The following is a 16,466-nucleotide window of genomic DNA, read 5'->3' as shown; positions in this document are numbered from 1 at the left end:
TGCCCGTGTCCGACCGCCGCTTTGCCCTGATCCCCTGTGCCGGTACCGGCAGCCGCGCCGGCGGTCCCTTGCCCAAGCAATACCAGACCGTCGCCGGCCGCCCCATGCTGTGGTACGCGCTGGCTGCCTTCAGCGCCTGCGAGGCCATCAGCGGCACGGCACTGGTGCTGGCCCCGGACGACATGCCGCTGGCGGCACGCTTCGGCGCCGATGCCTTTGCCGGGCTGCGTTTCGATACCGCCTTCGTGGGCGGCGATTCGCGCCACGCTTCGGTGCTGGCGGGCCTGCATCACCTGGCGCAGATGGGCGCCAGCGACCGCGACTGGGTGCTGGTGCACGACGCGGCCCGTCCCGGGCTGACGCCGACCATGATCCATACGCTGATCCGCGCGGTGGAGGGCGATGGCCCCGACGCCGCCATCGGCGGCATCCTGGCGGTGCCGGTGCCCGATACGCTGAAGCGGGCCGGCGAGGACGCGCGCATCGGCGCCACGGTGGCGCGCGATGGCCTGTGGCAGGCGCAGACGCCGCAGATGTTCCGCATCGGCGTGCTGCGCCAGGCGCTGCAGGATGCGCTGGCCGAGGGCGCGGTGGTGACCGACGAGGCCAGCGCGATCGAGCGGCTGGGCCTGCGTCCGCGCCTGGTCAACGGCTCGCTGCGCAATTTCAAGGTCACCTATCCCGAAGATTTCGCGCTGGCCGAGGTGTTGCTTGGCGACCCGGCGGCCGGCGATTCTCGCAAAGGAGCGAACCAGGCATGACACCCTTCGACATTCGCGTGGGCCAGGGCTACGACGTACACGCCCTGGTGCCGGGGCGCAAGCTGATCCTGGGCGGCGTGGAGATTCCGCACGATCGTGGCCTGCTCGGCCACTCCGATGCCGACGCGCTGCTGCACGCCATCACCGACGCGCTGTTCGGCGCGGCCGGGCTGGGCGACATCGGCCGCCATTTTCCTGACACCGATCCGCAGTTCGCCGGCGCCGACAGCCGCGTGCTGCTGCGCGAGGCGGCCCGCCGCGTGCGCGCGGCCGGCTACGAGATCGGCAACGTCGATGCCACGGTGATCGCCCAGCAGCCCAAGCTGGCGCCGCATATCGGCGCCATGGTGGATAACCTCGCGGCCGACCTCGACCTGGCGCCGGGACGTTGCAACGTCAAGGCCAAGACCAACGAGAAGCTGGGTTTCGAGGGCCGCCAGGAAGGCATCGTGGCGCAGGCCGTGGTGCTGCTGTGGCGCGGCGCACTGGCCACCAGCGCGCAGGACTGAGCGGGCCGGCGGCAGGCGCCGCCGTTCAGCTTGCCGAGGTTGCCGGCGCCTGGTTCTCGGCCGGCGACAGCGGATAGCTGAAGTCGATCACGCGCGCCAGAGGGCCGCTGCGTGAGCCGGCTTCGGTGCGCCGTACGAAGCCCATGCGCTCGCAAAGCTGCACGGCCGAGCGCATCTCGGGCATGGCGCGCACCAGCAGCGTGGCCGCGCCGATGTCGCGCGCACGCTGGATGCAGACCTGCATCAGCGTATGGCCCAGCCCCAGGCCGCGCGCTTCCGGACTGACCGACAGCAGCCGCGCCTCGGGCAGCGCCAGCGTGACGGTGCTGCCGTCGAGTGCCGGCAGGGTGGCGCCGGGATGGCAGAACAGCACGGCGCCGCTGATGCCGTGATCGGTCTCCGCCACCCACCATTCCATGTCGGCGCCGGACGCGGCCAGCACCGACTGCATGCCGCGCTGGAACGAGGCGCGGCAGTCTTCCATGATTTCCAGCTCGTATTGCGAGTAAGCCTGCTGCGTGACGGCGGCGATGTCGCCCCAGTCCTGCACGGTGGCGAGACGGTAGCGGAAGCGCGGGGAAGTGTGTGAGGGCAGGGAACTCATGTCGGCGGTGTGGTGGGCGCGGCGGGCGCTGTCTCCTTTTTCCTGGATTGTAGGCCGTCCGGCGCCCGCGCGCAGCCCGTCGCATGGCGTGGCACAGGGTGTCGCACACCAAGCGGCAGGTCAGCGGGTCGGCCGGGCGGCGCCGGCAAGAAAAAAACGCGCTCCCGCCAGGGGAGCGCGCTGGAGGACCGCCCGCTGCGGGGCGCCTGGCGCAAAAGCGCCGGCCCTGGGAGCCGGCGCGCGGCAGTCTTACTCGGCCGCGATCACATTGGCCGCCGCCGAGATCACGGCGGCGATGCGGCCGACGTCGCGCAGCTGCTGGGTGGTCATGCCCTGTTCGTCCTTCAGCAGCTTGTAGTGCGACTGCACGCAGAAATGGCACTTGCCGACGATGGAGGCGGCCAGCGCGTACATCTCGAAGCGGCGCTTGTCCACGCCGCCATGGGTGGCGTAGGCGTTCATGCGCAGGCCGGCCGGCTGGCTCGACAGGTCGGCGTCGCCGGCCATCTCGACGTACGGATACCAGACGTTGTTCATGCCCATCAAGGAGGCGGCGGTCAGCGCGCCGTTGGTTTCCTCGGGGGACAGCACACCGGCGTTGCGGATGGCGTCCACGATGATCTTGCTCTTGGCGGCGAAGGCGGCTGCCAGGGCCACGCCGACCGCGTCATTGCCTTCCAGCGAGGAGCGGGCGATGGTGCCGTCCACGTTCAGGCGGATGTCCTTGGCGTAGTCGGGGATGAGATTCTTGATCGTCGCGAGGAATTCCATAAAATTCTCCTATCGTTCGGGGCTCAAAAAACCCGCATCAGCGGGTTTGGCTGCACGGGGCGGGGCCCCGCGCAGCCGCATCGCGTACGGCTGCCGGCAGGGCATGCCGGCAGCGCGCGGCTGCATCGCCTGGCTGTGATTACAGCGTGGCGCCGCCGACAGCGCGGTTGCAGGGGCACAGCTCGTCGGTTTGCAGGCCGTCCAGGATACGCAGGACTTCGTCCGGGTTGCGGCCGACGTTCAGGTTGTTCACCGACACGTGCTGGATCACGTTGTGCGGGTCGACCACGAAGGTGGCGCGCAGGGCAACGCCGGCTTCCTTGTCACGCACGCCCAGCTGGTCGACCAGCGAACCGGTCACGTCGGCGAATTGCCACTGGTTCAGCTTGTTCAGGTCCTTGTGTTCGCGGCGCCATGCCAGCTTGACGAACTCGTTGTCGGTCGAGCCGCCCAGCACGATGGCGTCACGGTCGGCGAAGTCGTTGTTCAGCTTGGCGAAGGCCACGATTTCGGTCGGGCACACGAAGGTGAAGTCCTTCGGGTAGAAGTAGATGATCTTCCACTTGCCTTCGAACGACTTTTCGTTGATGTCTTCGAAGGCCGACTGACCGTTCTCTTCGTGGTTGTTGAAACCCGGCTTGACGCCGACGACGTTGAAGGCTTCGAGCTTGTCACCAACGGTCTTCATAGACACTTCTCCTGATTGGGTTAAGAGAGACGCACGCGATGCGCGGTCCGGCCTGGCCGGCCTGGGCTGCGCAATGCAATGAGTGCTGATTATGCGTCATCCCGGCCGGCGGGGCTAATTGATATTCTCAAACAGGGCGATAGGCAGGCGTGTGACAGGATGCGGAATCGCGGCGAAGCGTGCGGTTTCCAGCACCGGCGGGACGGCGGCGGGCGCATGCCCGGGTCTGGCGCGGAGGGTCGCGCTGCACTGCGGGAGGCCGGGAGCCGGGGGAGGGGCGGCGCCGATGGCGCCAGCCCCTGTCCGTTCGGAAGGGATCCGGCAGGGAAGCGGAAGGGAGAGGGCGCGAGCGGCGCACCGGCGTGCGCCGCCCGTTCGTCCGGTCCGCCTGACTTCAGGCCGTCTGCAGCGCCGATTGCTGGCGGCCGCGGCGCAAGATGGTGAGGGTGGCGATCAGGCCGCACACCGCGGCGAAGGTCAGCCACAGGCCGGGGGCGGCCTTGTTGCCGGTGGCGTGGATCAGGTAGGTCGAGATGGCCGGGGTGAAGCCGCCGAACAGCGCGGTGGCCAGGCTGTAGGCCAGCGAGAAGCCGGCGGTGCGCACGGCCGGGGGCATCACTTCGGTCAGCGTCACCACCATGGCGCCGTTATAGCTGCCGTACAGGAAGGACAGCCACAACTCCACCATCAGCAGGCGGCCGAAGGAGGGCTCGGCGACCAGCCACGATACGGCCGGGTAGGCGGTCAGGATGGTGGCGGCGGTGAAGAACACCAGCAGCGGCTTGCGGCCCAGCCGGTCCGACACGGCGCCCATCAGCGGCAGCCAGATGAAGTTGGACAGGCCCACGCACATCGTCACGATCAGGTTGTCGACGTCGTCCAGCTTGAGCACGGTCTTGCCGAAGGTCGGGGTGTAGGCGGTGATCATGTAGAACGACACCGTGGTCATCACCACCAGCATGCAGCCGGCCAGGATGATGCCCCAGTTCTCGGCCATCGAGCGGTAGATCTCGCCCACGCTCGGACGGTGCTTGCGCTGCTTGAATTCCTCGGTTTCTTCCAGCGAGCGGCGGATGATGAAGAGGAAGGGCACGATCATGCAGCCGATCAAGAAAGGCACGCGCCAGCCCCAGGAGGTCATCTGCTCGGGGGCCAGGGTGGAGTGCAGCACGACGCCCAGCAGGCCGGCGAAGATCACCGCCACTTGCTGGCTGGCCGACTGCCACGCCACGTAGAAGCCTTTCTGGCCGGGCTTGGCGATCTCGGACAGGTAGACCGAGACACCGCCCAGTTCCACGCCCGCCGAGAAGCCCTGCAGCAGCCGGCCGAACAGCACCAGCAGCGGCGCGGCGACGCCGATGGTCGCGTAGCCGGGCACCAGCGCGATCAGCAGCGTGCCCATGGCCATCAGCATCAGCGTGACGATCAGGCCCTTGCGGCGGCCGTGGTGGTCGATGTAGGCGCCGAGGAAGATGGCGCCGAGGGGGCGCATCAGGAAGCCGGCCCCGAAGGTGGCCAGCGACAGCATCAGCGAGGCGAACTCGCTGTGCGCCGGGAAGAACGCCTTGGCGATGGCGGCGGCATAGAAGCCGTACACCATGAAGTCGTACATTTCCAGGAAGTTGCCGCTGACCACGCGGAATACCGTGCGGAACCCGGATTGACTATGGGTGGGGGTAGCTGACATGACTGTCTCTCCAACGCTCCCGGTGGGTTCCGGGGGCCTGTTTTCTGAGGTGCGCGTGGTCCGCGCGGATCTTGCTGCGGGCGTTGGCCGGAGGCCGGTGGAGACGTGGTGTCTGGCGCCCGCTGCGGTGTGCGGCAAGTGTGCGCCCAGTCGCTGTCAATTCGCTGTCAAAGCCCTTTCAACTCCCTATCATAGGCTGTCAAAAGCCTGTCAGCGGGGGAGGAAAGTGGGGGTTGACCGTCCTCGCGCGGCAGGGAGTGCCGCGCGAGGCGCATTTGGAAGCTGCGGGGGAGATCGGGATGACAAGGCCGCGCGGGAAAGCGGCCGCGCGGCACCGGTGGGCTCAGGCGCGCTCAGGCGCGCCGGAAACAGGCGCTGACTACCAGCCCGGTGGCGGGCGGCGGGCGGTTGGCGAGCAGCAGGCGGCCGCCGCTGCGCTGCAGGATGCGGTTGACGATGGACATCCCCAGCCCCGTGCCCTTGGCTTCGCTGCGCGCGCTGTCGAGGCGGTAGAAGGGCCGCGTGAGCAGGGTGAGCTGCGACTCGGGCACGCCGCCGCCGTGGTCGGCCACTGTCAGCACGGCTTCCTTGTCCTGCACGTGGGTGCTGATCTCCACCTCGGCCATGCCGCTGTCCTCGTCCTTGCCGTAGCGGCGCGCATTCTCCACCAGGTTGTCGAGGATGCGCTGGATCTCCATGCGGCTGGCCACGGCCATCACCGGCTCGCTGGCCCGCACGCGCACGCGCACGTCGTCGTGCGCGGCATAGACGCCCACCGCTTCCTGCACCAGCGCCGACAGGTCGACCGGCTCGGCGCTTTCCTGGGGCGGGCGCGCATAGTTGAGGAACTGGCCGATGATGGCGTCCATCTGCTCGATGTCGGCGATCATCGCGTCGCGCGTGGCTTCGTCGGCCGGCGACAGCTCGGTCTCGAGCCGCAGCCGCGTCAGCGGGGTGCGCAGGTCGTGCGAGATGCCGGCCAGCATCACCGCGCGGTCGTCGTCGAGCTGGCGCAGGTCACGCACCATCTGGTTGAAGCTGTGGTTGGCCTGCGCCACTTCGCTGGCGCCGTGCTCGGGCAGCGGCGGCGGGTCGCCGCCGGCGCCGATGGCGCGCGCGGCGTTGGCCAGGCGCTTGAGCGGGTAGTTGACGCGCGCGGTGATGAAGGCCGCGCCGAAGATCGACAGCAGCAGCGCGGCCACGCTCCACCACAGCCACTGCACGCCCGACACGCGCTCGAAGCGTTCCGGGCTGATCGCCACCCAGTAATCATCCCCCTCGATCTCGAAGCTGACCCAGATGCCCGGGATGTCGTTGACCGTGGTGGCGATGACGGTGTCCTCGCCCAGCCGGTTGCGGATCTCCTGCTGCACCAGCTGGGTCAGGAAGGGATTGGCGTTCGGGACCTTGAAGTCGTCTTCTTTCTCGCGCGGGTAGACCTTGATGCCTTCGTTCTGCACCAGGTCGAGCAGCAGGAAGCGCCGGCGCGCGGGGTCGGAGTAGAGCAGGGCCGCGCGCGTCAGCTTGACCACGCTGACCACCTGCATCGCCACCTGCTGGGCGCGCGGGGCGCGCTCGAACAGGCGGTAGCTCTGGAACCAGATGACCAGCGACAGTGCCAGCAGCAGGGCGATCAGCATGAAGGTCCGCCAGAACAGCGAACCGAAGAAGCGCGTGGCCGTGCGGCTGAGGGCAGTCGCCACGATGGAAGGGGCCGGAAGGGAAGCGGTTGTTGGTCAGCGCGAAGCGGGCCGGTCGCCGGCGTACCTGGGTACGCCGGGCCGGATCACTTGACGCCGTCGGGGATGAAGACGTAGCCGAGGCCCCAGACCGTCTGGATGAAGCGCGGGTTGCCCGGGTCCGGTTCGATCAGCTTGCGCAGGCGCGAGATCTGCACGTCCAGGCTGCGATCGAACACCTCGTACTCGCGGCCGCGCGCCATTTCCATCAGCTTCTCGCGTGACAGCGGCTGGCGCGGATGGCGGGCGAACACCTTCAGTACCGAGAACTCGCCGGTGGTGAGGGTGATTTCCTCGTCGTTCTTGGTCAGCGTACGGGTGGCCAGGTTGAGGACAAAGTCGCCGAAGGCGAAGGTTTCCGGCGTCTCGGACGGCGCGCCCGGGACTTCGGCCGGGCCCTTGCGGCGCAGCACGGCGTGGATGCGCGCGATCAGCTCGCGCGGGTTGAACGGCTTGGGCAGGTAGTCGTCGGCGCCCATTTCGAGGCCGACGATGCGGTCGACATCCTCGCCCTTGGCGGTCAGCATGATGATGGGCGTCTGGTCGTTGGCACCGCGCAGCCGGCGGCAGATCGACAGGCCGTCTTCGCCGGGCATCATCAGGTCGAGCACCAGCAGGTCGAAGCGTTCGCGCAGCCAGAGCTTGTTCATGGCGGTGGCGTTCTCCGCCACCAGCACCGTGAAGCCCTGCTCGCCCAGATAGCGGCGCAGCAGGTCGCGCAGACGCGGATCATCGTCCACGACAAGAATCTTGTGGCTGGTATTTTCCATGGCGGTATCTTAGCGACTCTCGCTTTCGCTCAAAATGGCTTAACAAAACGTTACATACTTTACCCCGACGTATGGCAGCGCGCAGGGGTGCCACCCTTACACTGCTGCGCATACCGCTCCCGCGCCCATGGCGCGTTGGCGCGCCGGTACGCGGATTCCAGCCCGCACGGTGCGCCAGGGGAGGCCGGATTCCCGGCTTGCGGCGGCATGGATGCCGCCATTATGCCAAGCCAAAACCGCCATTATCGATGAAAGTGAACCGCAATCGGCCCTGGCTTGCCTTGCGTCGCGCGGCCGGCGCACGCTTGTGCTTCGCGCTGGCCATGACGGCACTGTTCGCCTGCCCCGGCGCCCAGGCCCAGTCCGCCGGCATCAGCCGCTTGCTGCATGGCGGCGACGCTCGTGCCGAACGGCTGCGCAAGCACGAGGGCCGGCGCCCGCCCGAGCGGGAGCGGCGGCGCTTCGAGCGCGACAACGGCGAACGCAGTGAACGCGGCGCCCGCGGCGACCGTGGTGAGCGGCTCTCTCCTGACGAACGCCGCCGCTTGCGGCAGAACCTCTACGACCTCGGCCGGGAAATGTACGGCGGCGCCTGAGCGCCGCGCCGCCGCATCGGGTCGCGCCGCATCGGGCGCGGCCTCGCCGGGCTCGCGCCCGCGCGCCTCAGGCGTCCTGGCGCGGCTGGAAGTGGCGCAGGAAGTCCACCAGTACTTCGGCCGCGAGCTGGGCGTCCTCGGCCGTGATGGTCTCCAGCGGATTGTGGCTGATGCCGCCGTTGCCGCAGCGCACGAACAACATGGCGATGTCGGTGATGCGCTGCATCATCATGGCGTCGTGCCCGGCGCCCGACGGCAGCTCGAAGGCCTGCAGGCCGCGCTTGGCCAGCACGGTGGCGAACTGGTCCATCAGCCAGCGGGCGCAGGGGGCGTTGTTGACGGGGGTGACGCGCTCCACCTGGGCGCTGACGCCGCGCCGCGCGGCGATGCGCTCGATGCCGGCCAGGATGTCGGCGATGGCCGCCTCGCGGATGCCGTCCTCGCCGGCGCGGATGTCCATCGAGAAATGGCAGGCGCCGGGAATCACATTGCTCGAACCGTTCGGCACCTCCAGCTGCCCCACCGTGCCGACCAGGGACGCTACCTCGCCGCAGCGCGCTTCCACCAGCAGCACCATCTCGGCGGCGGCCGCCGCCGCATCGGCGCGCAGGTTCATCGGCGTGGTGCCGGCGTGGCTGGCGGTGCCGCCGACGCGCACCTGGAAGCGGCTGCTGCCGGCGATCTGGGTCACCACGCCGAGTGGCAGGCCGTGGTGCAGCAGCACCGGCCCTTGCTCGATGTGCACCTCGATGAAGCCCAGCAGGCTGGCCGGATCGACGGCCGCGGCCGCCAGCGCGGCGGCAGCGCCGCCGCCGGGCAGGCCCGAGCCCGCCAGCGCTTCGCCCAGCGAGATGCCGGCAGTGTCGCGGCGCTCCAGCAGGGCCGGGTCGAAGCGGCCGGCCAGCACGCTGCTGGCCAGGAAACTCGTCTTGAAACGCAGGCCTTCCTCTTCGGCGAAGGCCACCACCTCGAAATGGTAGGGCAGGCGGATGCCGGCGCGATGCAGCGCGTCGACCACCGCGATCGGCAGCAGGATGCCCAGGCGGCCGTCGTAGCGGCCGCCGTTGCGGACCGTGTCGAAGTGCGAGCCGGTCATCAGCACGCGCGCGCCGGGGCCGGCCTCGGCCGCCGCCGCATAGCGGCCGATCACGTTGCCGATGGCGTCGACGCGCACGTCCATGCCGGCGGCCGCCATCCACTCGGCCAGCAGGGCCTGGGCGGCGCGGTGGGCGGGCGTCAGGTAGGCGCAGGTGAGGCCGCCCTCCATGTCGGAATGGCGGGCGAGCTGGTCGGCGCGGTCGAGGATGGCCTGGCCCAGGGAGGGCAGGGATGCGGTCGGGGAGGCTGGCATGGCGGTGTCGGGAACTTCGGGGGTGGACTTCGCGGGGCAGGACCGGGGCGGCACGGTGACGGCCAGGGCAGGCTGCCCGGGCCGCCAGCGCCGCCGGGGCCATCGTGGTGCCGCGGCGCTGTGGCGCAAACGGCCATTTTGCCAGTGCTTGGTGCCAGCGTGGGGAGATTCCGGCGCGTGCGCCGGCCGGCGGTGGCCCGGTGTCGGGGCCCGGCGCCGGCTCAGCGGTTGGCCAGCCAGGTCTTCCAGGCGATCCAGAGCTTGCGCAGCGGCGTCAGGCCGATGCGCTGGTGCAGCACCTGGAAGCCGCTGGCCTCGATTTCATCGAGCAGCGTGTGGTAGATCGCCCCCATCACCAGGCCGGCGCGCTGGGCGCGGCGGTCGGCGCGCGGCAGCAGCTCGAGCGCTTCGCGGTACAGCGCGCGGGCACGGCCGGCGTGGTACTGCATCAGCGCGGTGAAGCGCTCCGAGTAGACGCCCTTGAGGACCTCGGAGGCCGGCACCTCGAAGCGCTGCAGCGTGTTGACCGGCAGGTAGATGCGGCCGCGCCGGGCATCCTCGCCCACGTCGCGCAGGATATTGACCAGCTGCAGCGACTGGCCGAGTTTTTCGGCGAACTCGAGCGTGCGGGCATCGGTGTAGCCGAAGATGCGCGCGCTCATCACGCCGACCACGCCGGCCACGCAGTGGCAATAGCGCGTGAGGCCGATCTCGTCGAGATAGCGTGACTGCGTGAGGTCCATCTCCATGCCGTCCAGCACCTCGCCCAGCTCGCCCGCCTGCAGGCCGCAGGCCGTCAGGTGGGGCTGCAAAGCCTGCGTGACGGGATGGCTGGGCTTGCCGTCGAACAGGCGCGCCAGTTCGGCGCGCCACCAGTCCAGCCGCTGGTGCGCCACGCCGGCGTCCTGGGGGTCGTCGACCACGTCATCGACCTCGCGGCACCAGGCGTAGAGCGCGGTGATGGCGCGCCGGCGCTCGGCCGGCAGGAACAGGAAGCTGTAATAGAAACTGGAGCCGCTCTGGGCGGCCTTGTCTTGGCAATACTGGTCGGGCGTCACGCCAGGCTCGTGTGGGTGGTGTGGGGGCGGGCGCGCGGCGGCGGGGGCGTCAGCGCGTGCGTCGAGAGACGGCGCCGGCACATGGCGGCCGTCGCGTCCGCCGCCCGGGATAGGGAAACGGGCCGGATTGTAGCACCGCCGCCACCTTGCCCGGAGCGCGCAGGCGGCCCCCGGCCGGCCCGCGCTCGGGGCGGGTGTGGCTGCCGGCACCCGTTGCCGGCGCTGCCTGTCGTTTGACGCACCCGGCACGGCTCGCTATATTACTGACCGCAAAGTTAGTTATGCGGACCGGCCTCCCCGGCGGTCCTGCCCACCGCGGCCGGCGCCGCGGCCAACCGGGCCCGCTCGTGGCCCGTCTCGGATCTGAAGCTCACCCATGCCAGTGTCTTGTCCCGGGCCGGACGCCGCGGCCGAAGTCGAGGTTTGCCCCGTTTCCTTTTCTGTTGCGTCGCAGGAAAGTCCGCCTGCCGGCGGCGCCAGGCCGCGCCGGCGCGTGTCCGGCCGGCTGCTCGCCTTGGCCGTGTCCGGCCTGGCCTTGCTGGCTTCCGGCTGCGGCAAGCAACCGGCGCCGGCCGAGGTGGTACGCCCGGTGCGGCTGCTGCAGGTGCGCGCGGATGCGGGCAGCACCGCGCTGTCGTTTTCCGGCGAGGTGCGGCCGCGCGTGGAGTCGCGCCTGGGCTTCCGCGTGGCCGGCAAGATCGCGGCGCGCCTGGTCGACGCCGGCGCCACCGTGCATCGCGGCCAGCCGCTGGCACGGCTGGACGTGACCGACCTCGGCCTGGCGGAGGCCGGCGCGCGCGCGCAGTTCGATGCGGCCAAGACCGACCGCGACCTGGCCGCGTCCGACATGAAGCGCTACGACGAGCTGTTCGCCAAGGGCTTTATCAGCGCGGCCGAGCAGCACCGCCGCCGCGCCACCCTGGACGCCGCCGAGTCCAAGCTGCGCCAGGCCCAGGCCAGCCTGCGCAACCAGGCCAACCAGACCGGCTACGGCGTGCTGCATGCCGATGCCGACGGCGTGGTCACCGCCATCGACGCCGAAGTCGGGCAGGTGGTCAGCCCCGGACAGTCGGTGATCCGCGTGGCGCAGACCGCCGAGAAGGAGGTGGCGATCGGCCTGCCGGAAGACCAGGTGGACGCGCTGCGCGGCATCACCGAGGTCAGCGTCCAAACCTGGGCCGAACCGGGCCGCGTCATGGCCGGCCGGGTGCGGGAGATCGCCGGCGCGGCCGATCCGGTCACCCGCACCTATGCCACACGCGTCAGCATTCCGGCGGCCCCGGCGGACCTGAAACTGGGCATGACCGCCGTCGTCACCTTCGAGCGCGACGGGCCGGCACCGGTGATCCGCGTGCCGCTCACGGCGCTGTACCAGAGCGGCGGGCGCGACCAGGTGTGGATCTACGAGCCCGGCCGCGACGGCTCCGGTACCGGCACGGTGCGGCCGGTGCCGGTGGTGCTGGGGGCGCCGGAGGGTAACGACGTGGTGGTGAGCCGCGGGCTGGCGGCCGGCCAGCGCGTGGTGACGGCCGGCGTGCACCTGCTCAAGCCGGGGCAGATGGTCAAGCCGCTGCAGGGCATGGCGCCTGCCGTATCTCCCGCCGTATCTCCCGCTGCAGCGCCGGCATCGGCCGCCGCCGGCGCGCGCGGCTGAGGGCCCGGCGATGGAACATTCACGCTTCAACCTGTCGCGCTGGGCGCTGGAGCACCAGCCGCTGACGCGCTACCTGCTGGTGGTGCTGATGATCGCCGGCATGCTGGCCTTCTTCCGCCTGGGCCAGGACGAGGATCCGCCCTTCACCTTCCGCGTGATGGTGGTGCAGGCCTACTGGCCGGGCGCCACGGCCGAGCAGATCGCCGTGCAGGTGACCGACAAGATCGAGCGCCAGCTGCAGGAGGTGCCCTACGCGGACAAGATCCGCAGCTTCTCCAAGCCCGGAGAAACCACCATCATCTTCCAGCTCAAGGACACCTCGCCGGCGGCCGATACCGCGCGCATCTGGTACACCGTGCGCAAGAAGGTGGGGGATATCGCCCCGACGCTGCCGGCCGGGGTGCGCGGCCCCTTCTTCAACGACGAGTTCGGCGACGTCTACGGCTCTATCTACGCGCTGTCCTCGGATGGCTTCAACTACAAGGAACTGCGCGAGTATGCCGACCTGGTGCGCCAGCAACTGCTGCGTGTGCCGTCCGTGGCCAAGGTATCGCTGCTGGGGCTGCAGGACGAGAAGGTCTATATCGAATTCAACCAGACGCGGCTGGCCCAGCTCGGCCTGGACATCAATGCCATCGCCGACCAGATCGGCCAGCAGAACAACCTGAACGGCAGCGGCGTGCTGGTCACGCCCACCGACAACGTGCAGGTGCGCGTGTCCGGCCAGTTCGGCAACGTGGCCGACCTGGAGAAGCTGGTGCTGCGCGGTCCCGACGGCGTGGCCAATATCCGCCTGGGCGACATCGCGCACGTCTACCGCGGCTACGTTGATCCGCCGCAGGGCAAGATGCGCTTCAACGGCAAGGAGGTGATCGGCCTGGGCATCTCGATGGCCAAGGGCGGCGACATCATCGCCCTGGGCAAGGACCTGCGCCAGACCATGGACACGCTGCGCGCGCAGCTGCCGGTGGGCGTGGAGATCAACCAGGTGCAGGACCAGCCCGAGGCGGTGCAGCACTCGGTGGGCGAGTTCGTGCACGTGCTGATCGAGGCCGTGGTGGTGGTGCTGGGCGTCAGCTTCCTCTCGCTGGGCCTGCACCGGCGCCCGCTGCGGCTGGACCCGCGCCCGGGCCTGGTGGTGGCGCTGACCATCCCGCTGGTGCTGGCGGTGACCTTCCTCTTCATGGCGATGTTCGGCATCGGCCTGCACAAGATCTCGCTGGGCGCGCTGATCGTGGCCCTGGGCCTGCTGGTGGACGATGCCATCATCGCGGTCGAGATGATGGTGCGCAAGCTGGAGCAGGGCCTGTCCAAGATGGACGCGGCCACCTATGCCTACAGTTCCACGGCGATGCCGATGCTGACCGGCACGCTGATCACCGCGGCCGGCTTCCTGCCGGTGGGGCTGGCCCGCTCGACGGTGGGCGAGTACACCTTCGCCATCTTCGCGGTGACGGCGCTGGCGCTGGTGCTGTCCTGGCTGGCGGCGGTGTACTTCACGCCCTACCTGGGCTACCTGCTGCTGAAGACGCGCCCGGCCGCGGCGGCCGGCGGCGGCGCGCCGGGCGGCGAGCATGAAGTCTTCGACACCCCGCTGTACGAGCGTTTCCGGCGCGTGGTCGACTGGTGCGTGACCTGGCGCAAATCGGTCATCGCGGTCACGCTGGCGCTGTTCGCGCTGGGCCTGTACGCCTTCCAGTTCGTCGAGCGCCAGTTCTTCCCCGACTCCAGCCGTCCCGAGCTGATGGTGGAGCTGTGGCTGCCAGAGGGCGCCAGCTTCGCCCAGACCGAGGCCGAGGCCAAGCGCTTCGAGCGCGCGCTGCGCGGCGATGCGCAGATCGAGAGCGTGACGACCTTCGTCGGCAGCGGCACGCCGCGTTTCTACCTGCCGCTGGACCAGATCTTCCCGCAGAGCAATGTGGCGCAGCTGATCGTGATGCCGACCAGCCTGGCCGAGCGTGCGGCGCTGCGGGCGCGCCTGCAGCGCCTGCTGGCCACCGACTTCGCCCAGCTGCGCGGGCGCGTCAAGCTGCTGCCGAACGGCCCGCCGGTGGCCTATCCGGTGCAGTTCCGCGTGATCGGGCCGGAGGCGGCCGGGGTGCGGCGCCTGGCGGATCAGGTGCGCGCGCAGATGGAAGCCAACCCCAACACCGTCGGCGTCAACGACAACTGGAACGAGAGCGTCAAGATGCTGCGCCTGGAAGTGGACCAGGACAAGGCGCGTGCGCTCGGCGTGACCACCGGTGCCATCGCGCGGGCCACGCAGACGGTGCTGAGCGGCGTGACGGTGGGCCAGTACCGCGATGGCGACAAGCTGATCGACATCGTCATGCGTGCCGCGCGCGACGAGCGCGATGCCATGTCGGACCTGAACAATGCGCTGGTGCCGACCACCAGCGGCCGCGTGGTGCCGCTCACGCAGCTGGCCCGCATCACGCTGCGCTCGGAGCCGGGCGTGGTGTGGCGCGAGAACCGCGACTTCGGCGTGACCGTGCAGGCCGACGTGGCCGACGGCATCCAGGGCCCGACCGTGGCCGCCCAGCTCAAGCCCGGGCTGGACAAGCTGCGCGCCGGGCTGCCGGCCGGCTACCGCATCGAAGTGGCCGGCGCCGAGGAGGAAAGCGGCAAGGCGGTGGGCTCGATCGCGGCGCAGATGCCGCTGTGCCTGTTCCTGATCTTCACCCTGCTGATGTTGCAGATGCACAGCTTCTCGCGCGCGCTGATGGTCTTCCTGACCGGCCCGCTCGGCCTGATCGGCGCCGCCGGCACGCTGCTGCTGCTGCGCGCGCCGATGGGCTTCGTGGCGCAGCTCGGCATCACTGCGCTGCTGGGCATGATCATCCGCAACTCGGTGATCCTGGTCGACCAGATCGAGCAGGACCGGCGCGCCGGCGTGCCGGCCTGGAACGCCATCGTCGAATCGGCGGTGCGCCGCTGCCGGCCCATCGTGCTGACCGCGGCGGCGGCCGTGCTGGCCATGATCCCGCTGTCGCGCTCGGTGTTCTGGGGGCCGATGGCGGTGGCCATCATGGGCGGCCTGATCGTGGCCACGGTGCTGACGCTGCTGTTCCTGCCGGCGCTGTACGCGGCCTGGTTCCGCGTGCGGCGCCCGGAAGACGAGGGCACGCACGCGTCCGCCACCGCCCGCGGGCAGCGCCCGGCGGGGGGCGCCGCCGCACCGGAGCCGGCGCAGGGCTGAAGCGGTAGTGCAGACGGAGGCGGGCATCGGCCTGCCGCTGCCGCGCCGGCCGTTCGGCCGTTCGGCCGTTCAGAAGGGTTTCAGATGGGTTTGTCGCCGATGATGGTGGCGCGCATCATGCGCCGCACGGCCGGGAAGTAGTCCTGGATGGCGTAGTGCTGGGTGGCACGGTTGTCCCAGAAGGCAATGGTGTTGGGGCGCCAGCGCAGCCGCATCTGGTACTCGGGGATGGCGGCCTGGCGGAACAGGTATTGCAGCAGTTCCAGCTCGGCCACGCGGAAATCGAAGCCGACGCGCACCTCGGCCTTCTCGCCGAAGTTGACCAGGTGGGTGGTGAAGGCCTCGTTGACGTAGAGGATCTTCTCGCCGCTCTCCGGGTGGGTGCGCACCACCGGATGGACGGCGACGGGAAAGCGCTGGCGGTTCTCCTCGCGCTGCTGCGGCGTCATGCGCGTGCCGAAGGCCGGCATGATGTCGTGCGCCGCGTACAGGCCGTCGATGCGGCTCTTCATCTCCTGCGGCAATTGCGCATAGGCATGCGCCATGTTGACCCACAGCGTGTCGCCGCCGGCCACGGGGCATTCCACGCAGCGCAGCATCGACGCCATCGACGGTACCTCCCGCCAGGAAACATCGCTGTGATAGATGTTCTCGCGCGCCTTGTTCTGCTCGCTGCCGCCCAGCAGCACCAGTTCCGGATGTTCCGGATGCCGGGGGAAGACCGGGTGGATCTCCAGTTCGCCGAAGCGACGCGCCACCGCCACGTGTGCCGCGGGGCTGATGTCCTGGTCGCGGAAGACCAGCACCTTGTGGCGTACCAGCGCCTCGCGCAGCGCTGCGCTGGTGGCCTCGTCCGGTGTCACGCTCAGGTCGATGTTGCCGATCTCGGCGCCGATCACCGGTGTGATCGGCGTGACGGTGAACGATGCCTTGAGGGTGCCGGCGCGCACGACGGCGGGGGCCGCGGCCGGGGTCGGCGTCGAGGTCGGTTGCTCCAGGGTGGCAGCGTTGCTCATGGTCCCAGGGTCTCCATAGGTAGGGTTTTGCCGCCAGGCCGTGCCGCCGTGCGGGACGGCAGG

14 protein-coding genes are annotated in these 16,466 nt (G+C 69.8%); 5 read left to right on the top strand and 9 right to left on the bottom strand.

The annotated features are described in order from the left end of the window. The first annotated feature begins 5 nt into the window (after window positions 1-5). Both ispD and ispF read left to right on the top strand, forming a co-directional pair. The gene (gene ispD / locus BKK80_RS11950) at window positions 6-761 is read left to right on the top strand and encodes a 2-C-methyl-D-erythritol 4-phosphate cytidylyltransferase (RefSeq protein ID WP_156811246.1); all 756 of its coding nucleotides are present in this window, start codon (window positions 6-8) and stop codon (window positions 759-761) included. Continuing rightward, a complete protein-coding gene (gene ispF, locus BKK80_RS11945; protein WP_071012991.1) occupies window positions 758-1,270 on the top strand; it encodes a 2-C-methyl-D-erythritol 2,4-cyclodiphosphate synthase in 513 nt (170 codons plus the stop codon). The genes ispD and ispF overlap by 4 nt, the downstream gene beginning before the upstream one ends. 25 nt (window positions 1,271-1,295) lie before the next feature. On the opposite strand, the gene BKK80_RS11940 is transcribed toward ispF, so the two are convergent. From BKK80_RS11940 to ompR, 6 genes are all read right to left on the bottom strand, one after another. Continuing rightward, window positions 1,296-1,874 (bottom strand): GNAT family N-acetyltransferase, encoded by a 579-nt coding sequence (locus BKK80_RS11940; protein WP_071036760.1) that lies wholly within the window; start codon window positions 1,872-1,874, stop codon window positions 1,296-1,298. A 249-nt stretch (window positions 1,875-2,123) separates the two neighbouring features. Further along, on the bottom strand, window positions 2,124-2,645 hold the full coding sequence (locus tag BKK80_RS11935; protein ID WP_071012988.1) for a carboxymuconolactone decarboxylase family protein: 522 nt from the start codon (window positions 2,643-2,645) through the stop codon (window positions 2,124-2,126). A gap of 139 nt (window positions 2,646-2,784) precedes the next feature. Continuing rightward, on the bottom strand, window positions 2,785-3,333 hold the full coding sequence (locus tag BKK80_RS11930) for a peroxiredoxin (RefSeq protein ID WP_071012986.1): 549 nt from the start codon (window positions 3,331-3,333) through the stop codon (window positions 2,785-2,787). A 394-nt stretch (window positions 3,334-3,727) separates the two neighbouring features. After that, entirely contained in the window at window positions 3,728-5,020 is a 1,293-nt protein-coding gene (tcuC, locus tag BKK80_RS11925; RefSeq protein ID WP_071012984.1) for an MFS transporter, read from the bottom strand. Window positions 5,021-5,373: 353 nt separating this feature from the next. Further along, complete coding sequence (locus tag BKK80_RS11920; RefSeq protein ID WP_071012983.1) at window positions 5,374-6,723, bottom strand: ATP-binding protein; 1,350 nt, start codon at window positions 6,721-6,723, stop codon at window positions 5,374-5,376. 83 nt (window positions 6,724-6,806) lie between these two features. Beyond that, window positions 6,807-7,529 (bottom strand): osmolarity response regulator transcription factor OmpR, encoded by a 723-nt coding sequence (ompR, locus tag BKK80_RS11915; RefSeq protein WP_006576352.1) that lies wholly within the window; start codon window positions 7,527-7,529, stop codon window positions 6,807-6,809. A 323-nt stretch (window positions 7,530-7,852) separates the two neighbouring features. Between ompR and BKK80_RS11910 the strand changes: the two genes are divergently transcribed. After that, window positions 7,853-8,125: a hypothetical protein gene (locus BKK80_RS11910; protein WP_231907911.1), complete on the top strand. Its 273-nt coding sequence runs from the start codon at window positions 7,853-7,855 to the stop codon at window positions 8,123-8,125. 67 nt (window positions 8,126-8,192) lie between these two features. On the opposite strand, the gene BKK80_RS11905 is transcribed toward BKK80_RS11910, so the two are convergent. Next, window positions 8,193-9,476: a Zn-dependent hydrolase gene (locus BKK80_RS11905; protein WP_071036762.1), complete on the bottom strand. Its 1,284-nt coding sequence runs from the start codon at window positions 9,474-9,476 to the stop codon at window positions 8,193-8,195. Window positions 9,477-9,697: 221 nt separating this feature from the next. Then, window positions 9,698-10,534, bottom strand: coding sequence for a presqualene diphosphate synthase HpnD (gene hpnD, locus BKK80_RS11900; RefSeq protein ID WP_071012977.1), 837 nt, complete (start codon window positions 10,532-10,534; stop codon window positions 9,698-9,700). A 376-nt stretch (window positions 10,535-10,910) separates the two neighbouring features. On the opposite strand from hpnD, the gene BKK80_RS11895 reads away from it, so the two are divergent. Together BKK80_RS11895 and BKK80_RS11890 are read left to right on the top strand one after the other, a co-directional pair. After that, window positions 10,911-12,188, top strand: a complete 1,278-nt coding sequence (locus BKK80_RS11895) for an efflux RND transporter periplasmic adaptor subunit (protein WP_071069535.1) — start codon at window positions 10,911-10,913, stop codon at window positions 12,186-12,188. A 10-nt stretch (window positions 12,189-12,198) separates the two neighbouring features. Then, on the top strand, window positions 12,199-15,387 hold the full coding sequence (locus BKK80_RS11890) for an efflux RND transporter permease subunit (protein ID WP_071069533.1): 3,189 nt from the start codon (window positions 12,199-12,201) through the stop codon (window positions 15,385-15,387). 80 nt (window positions 15,388-15,467) lie between these two features. Here the strand turns inward: BKK80_RS11890 and BKK80_RS11885 are convergent, their stop codons facing one another. Then, entirely contained in the window at window positions 15,468-16,403 is a 936-nt protein-coding gene (locus tag BKK80_RS11885) for a TauD/TfdA dioxygenase family protein (RefSeq protein ID WP_083384076.1), read from the bottom strand. Window positions 16,404-16,466 lie beyond the last annotated feature (63 nt).

This window comes from Cupriavidus malaysiensis (assembly GCF_001854325.1).
GTDB classification, from domain to species: Bacteria; Pseudomonadota; Gammaproteobacteria; order Burkholderiales; family Burkholderiaceae; genus Cupriavidus; species Cupriavidus malaysiensis.
This window is presented reverse-complemented; position numbering and strand designations above follow the sequence as displayed.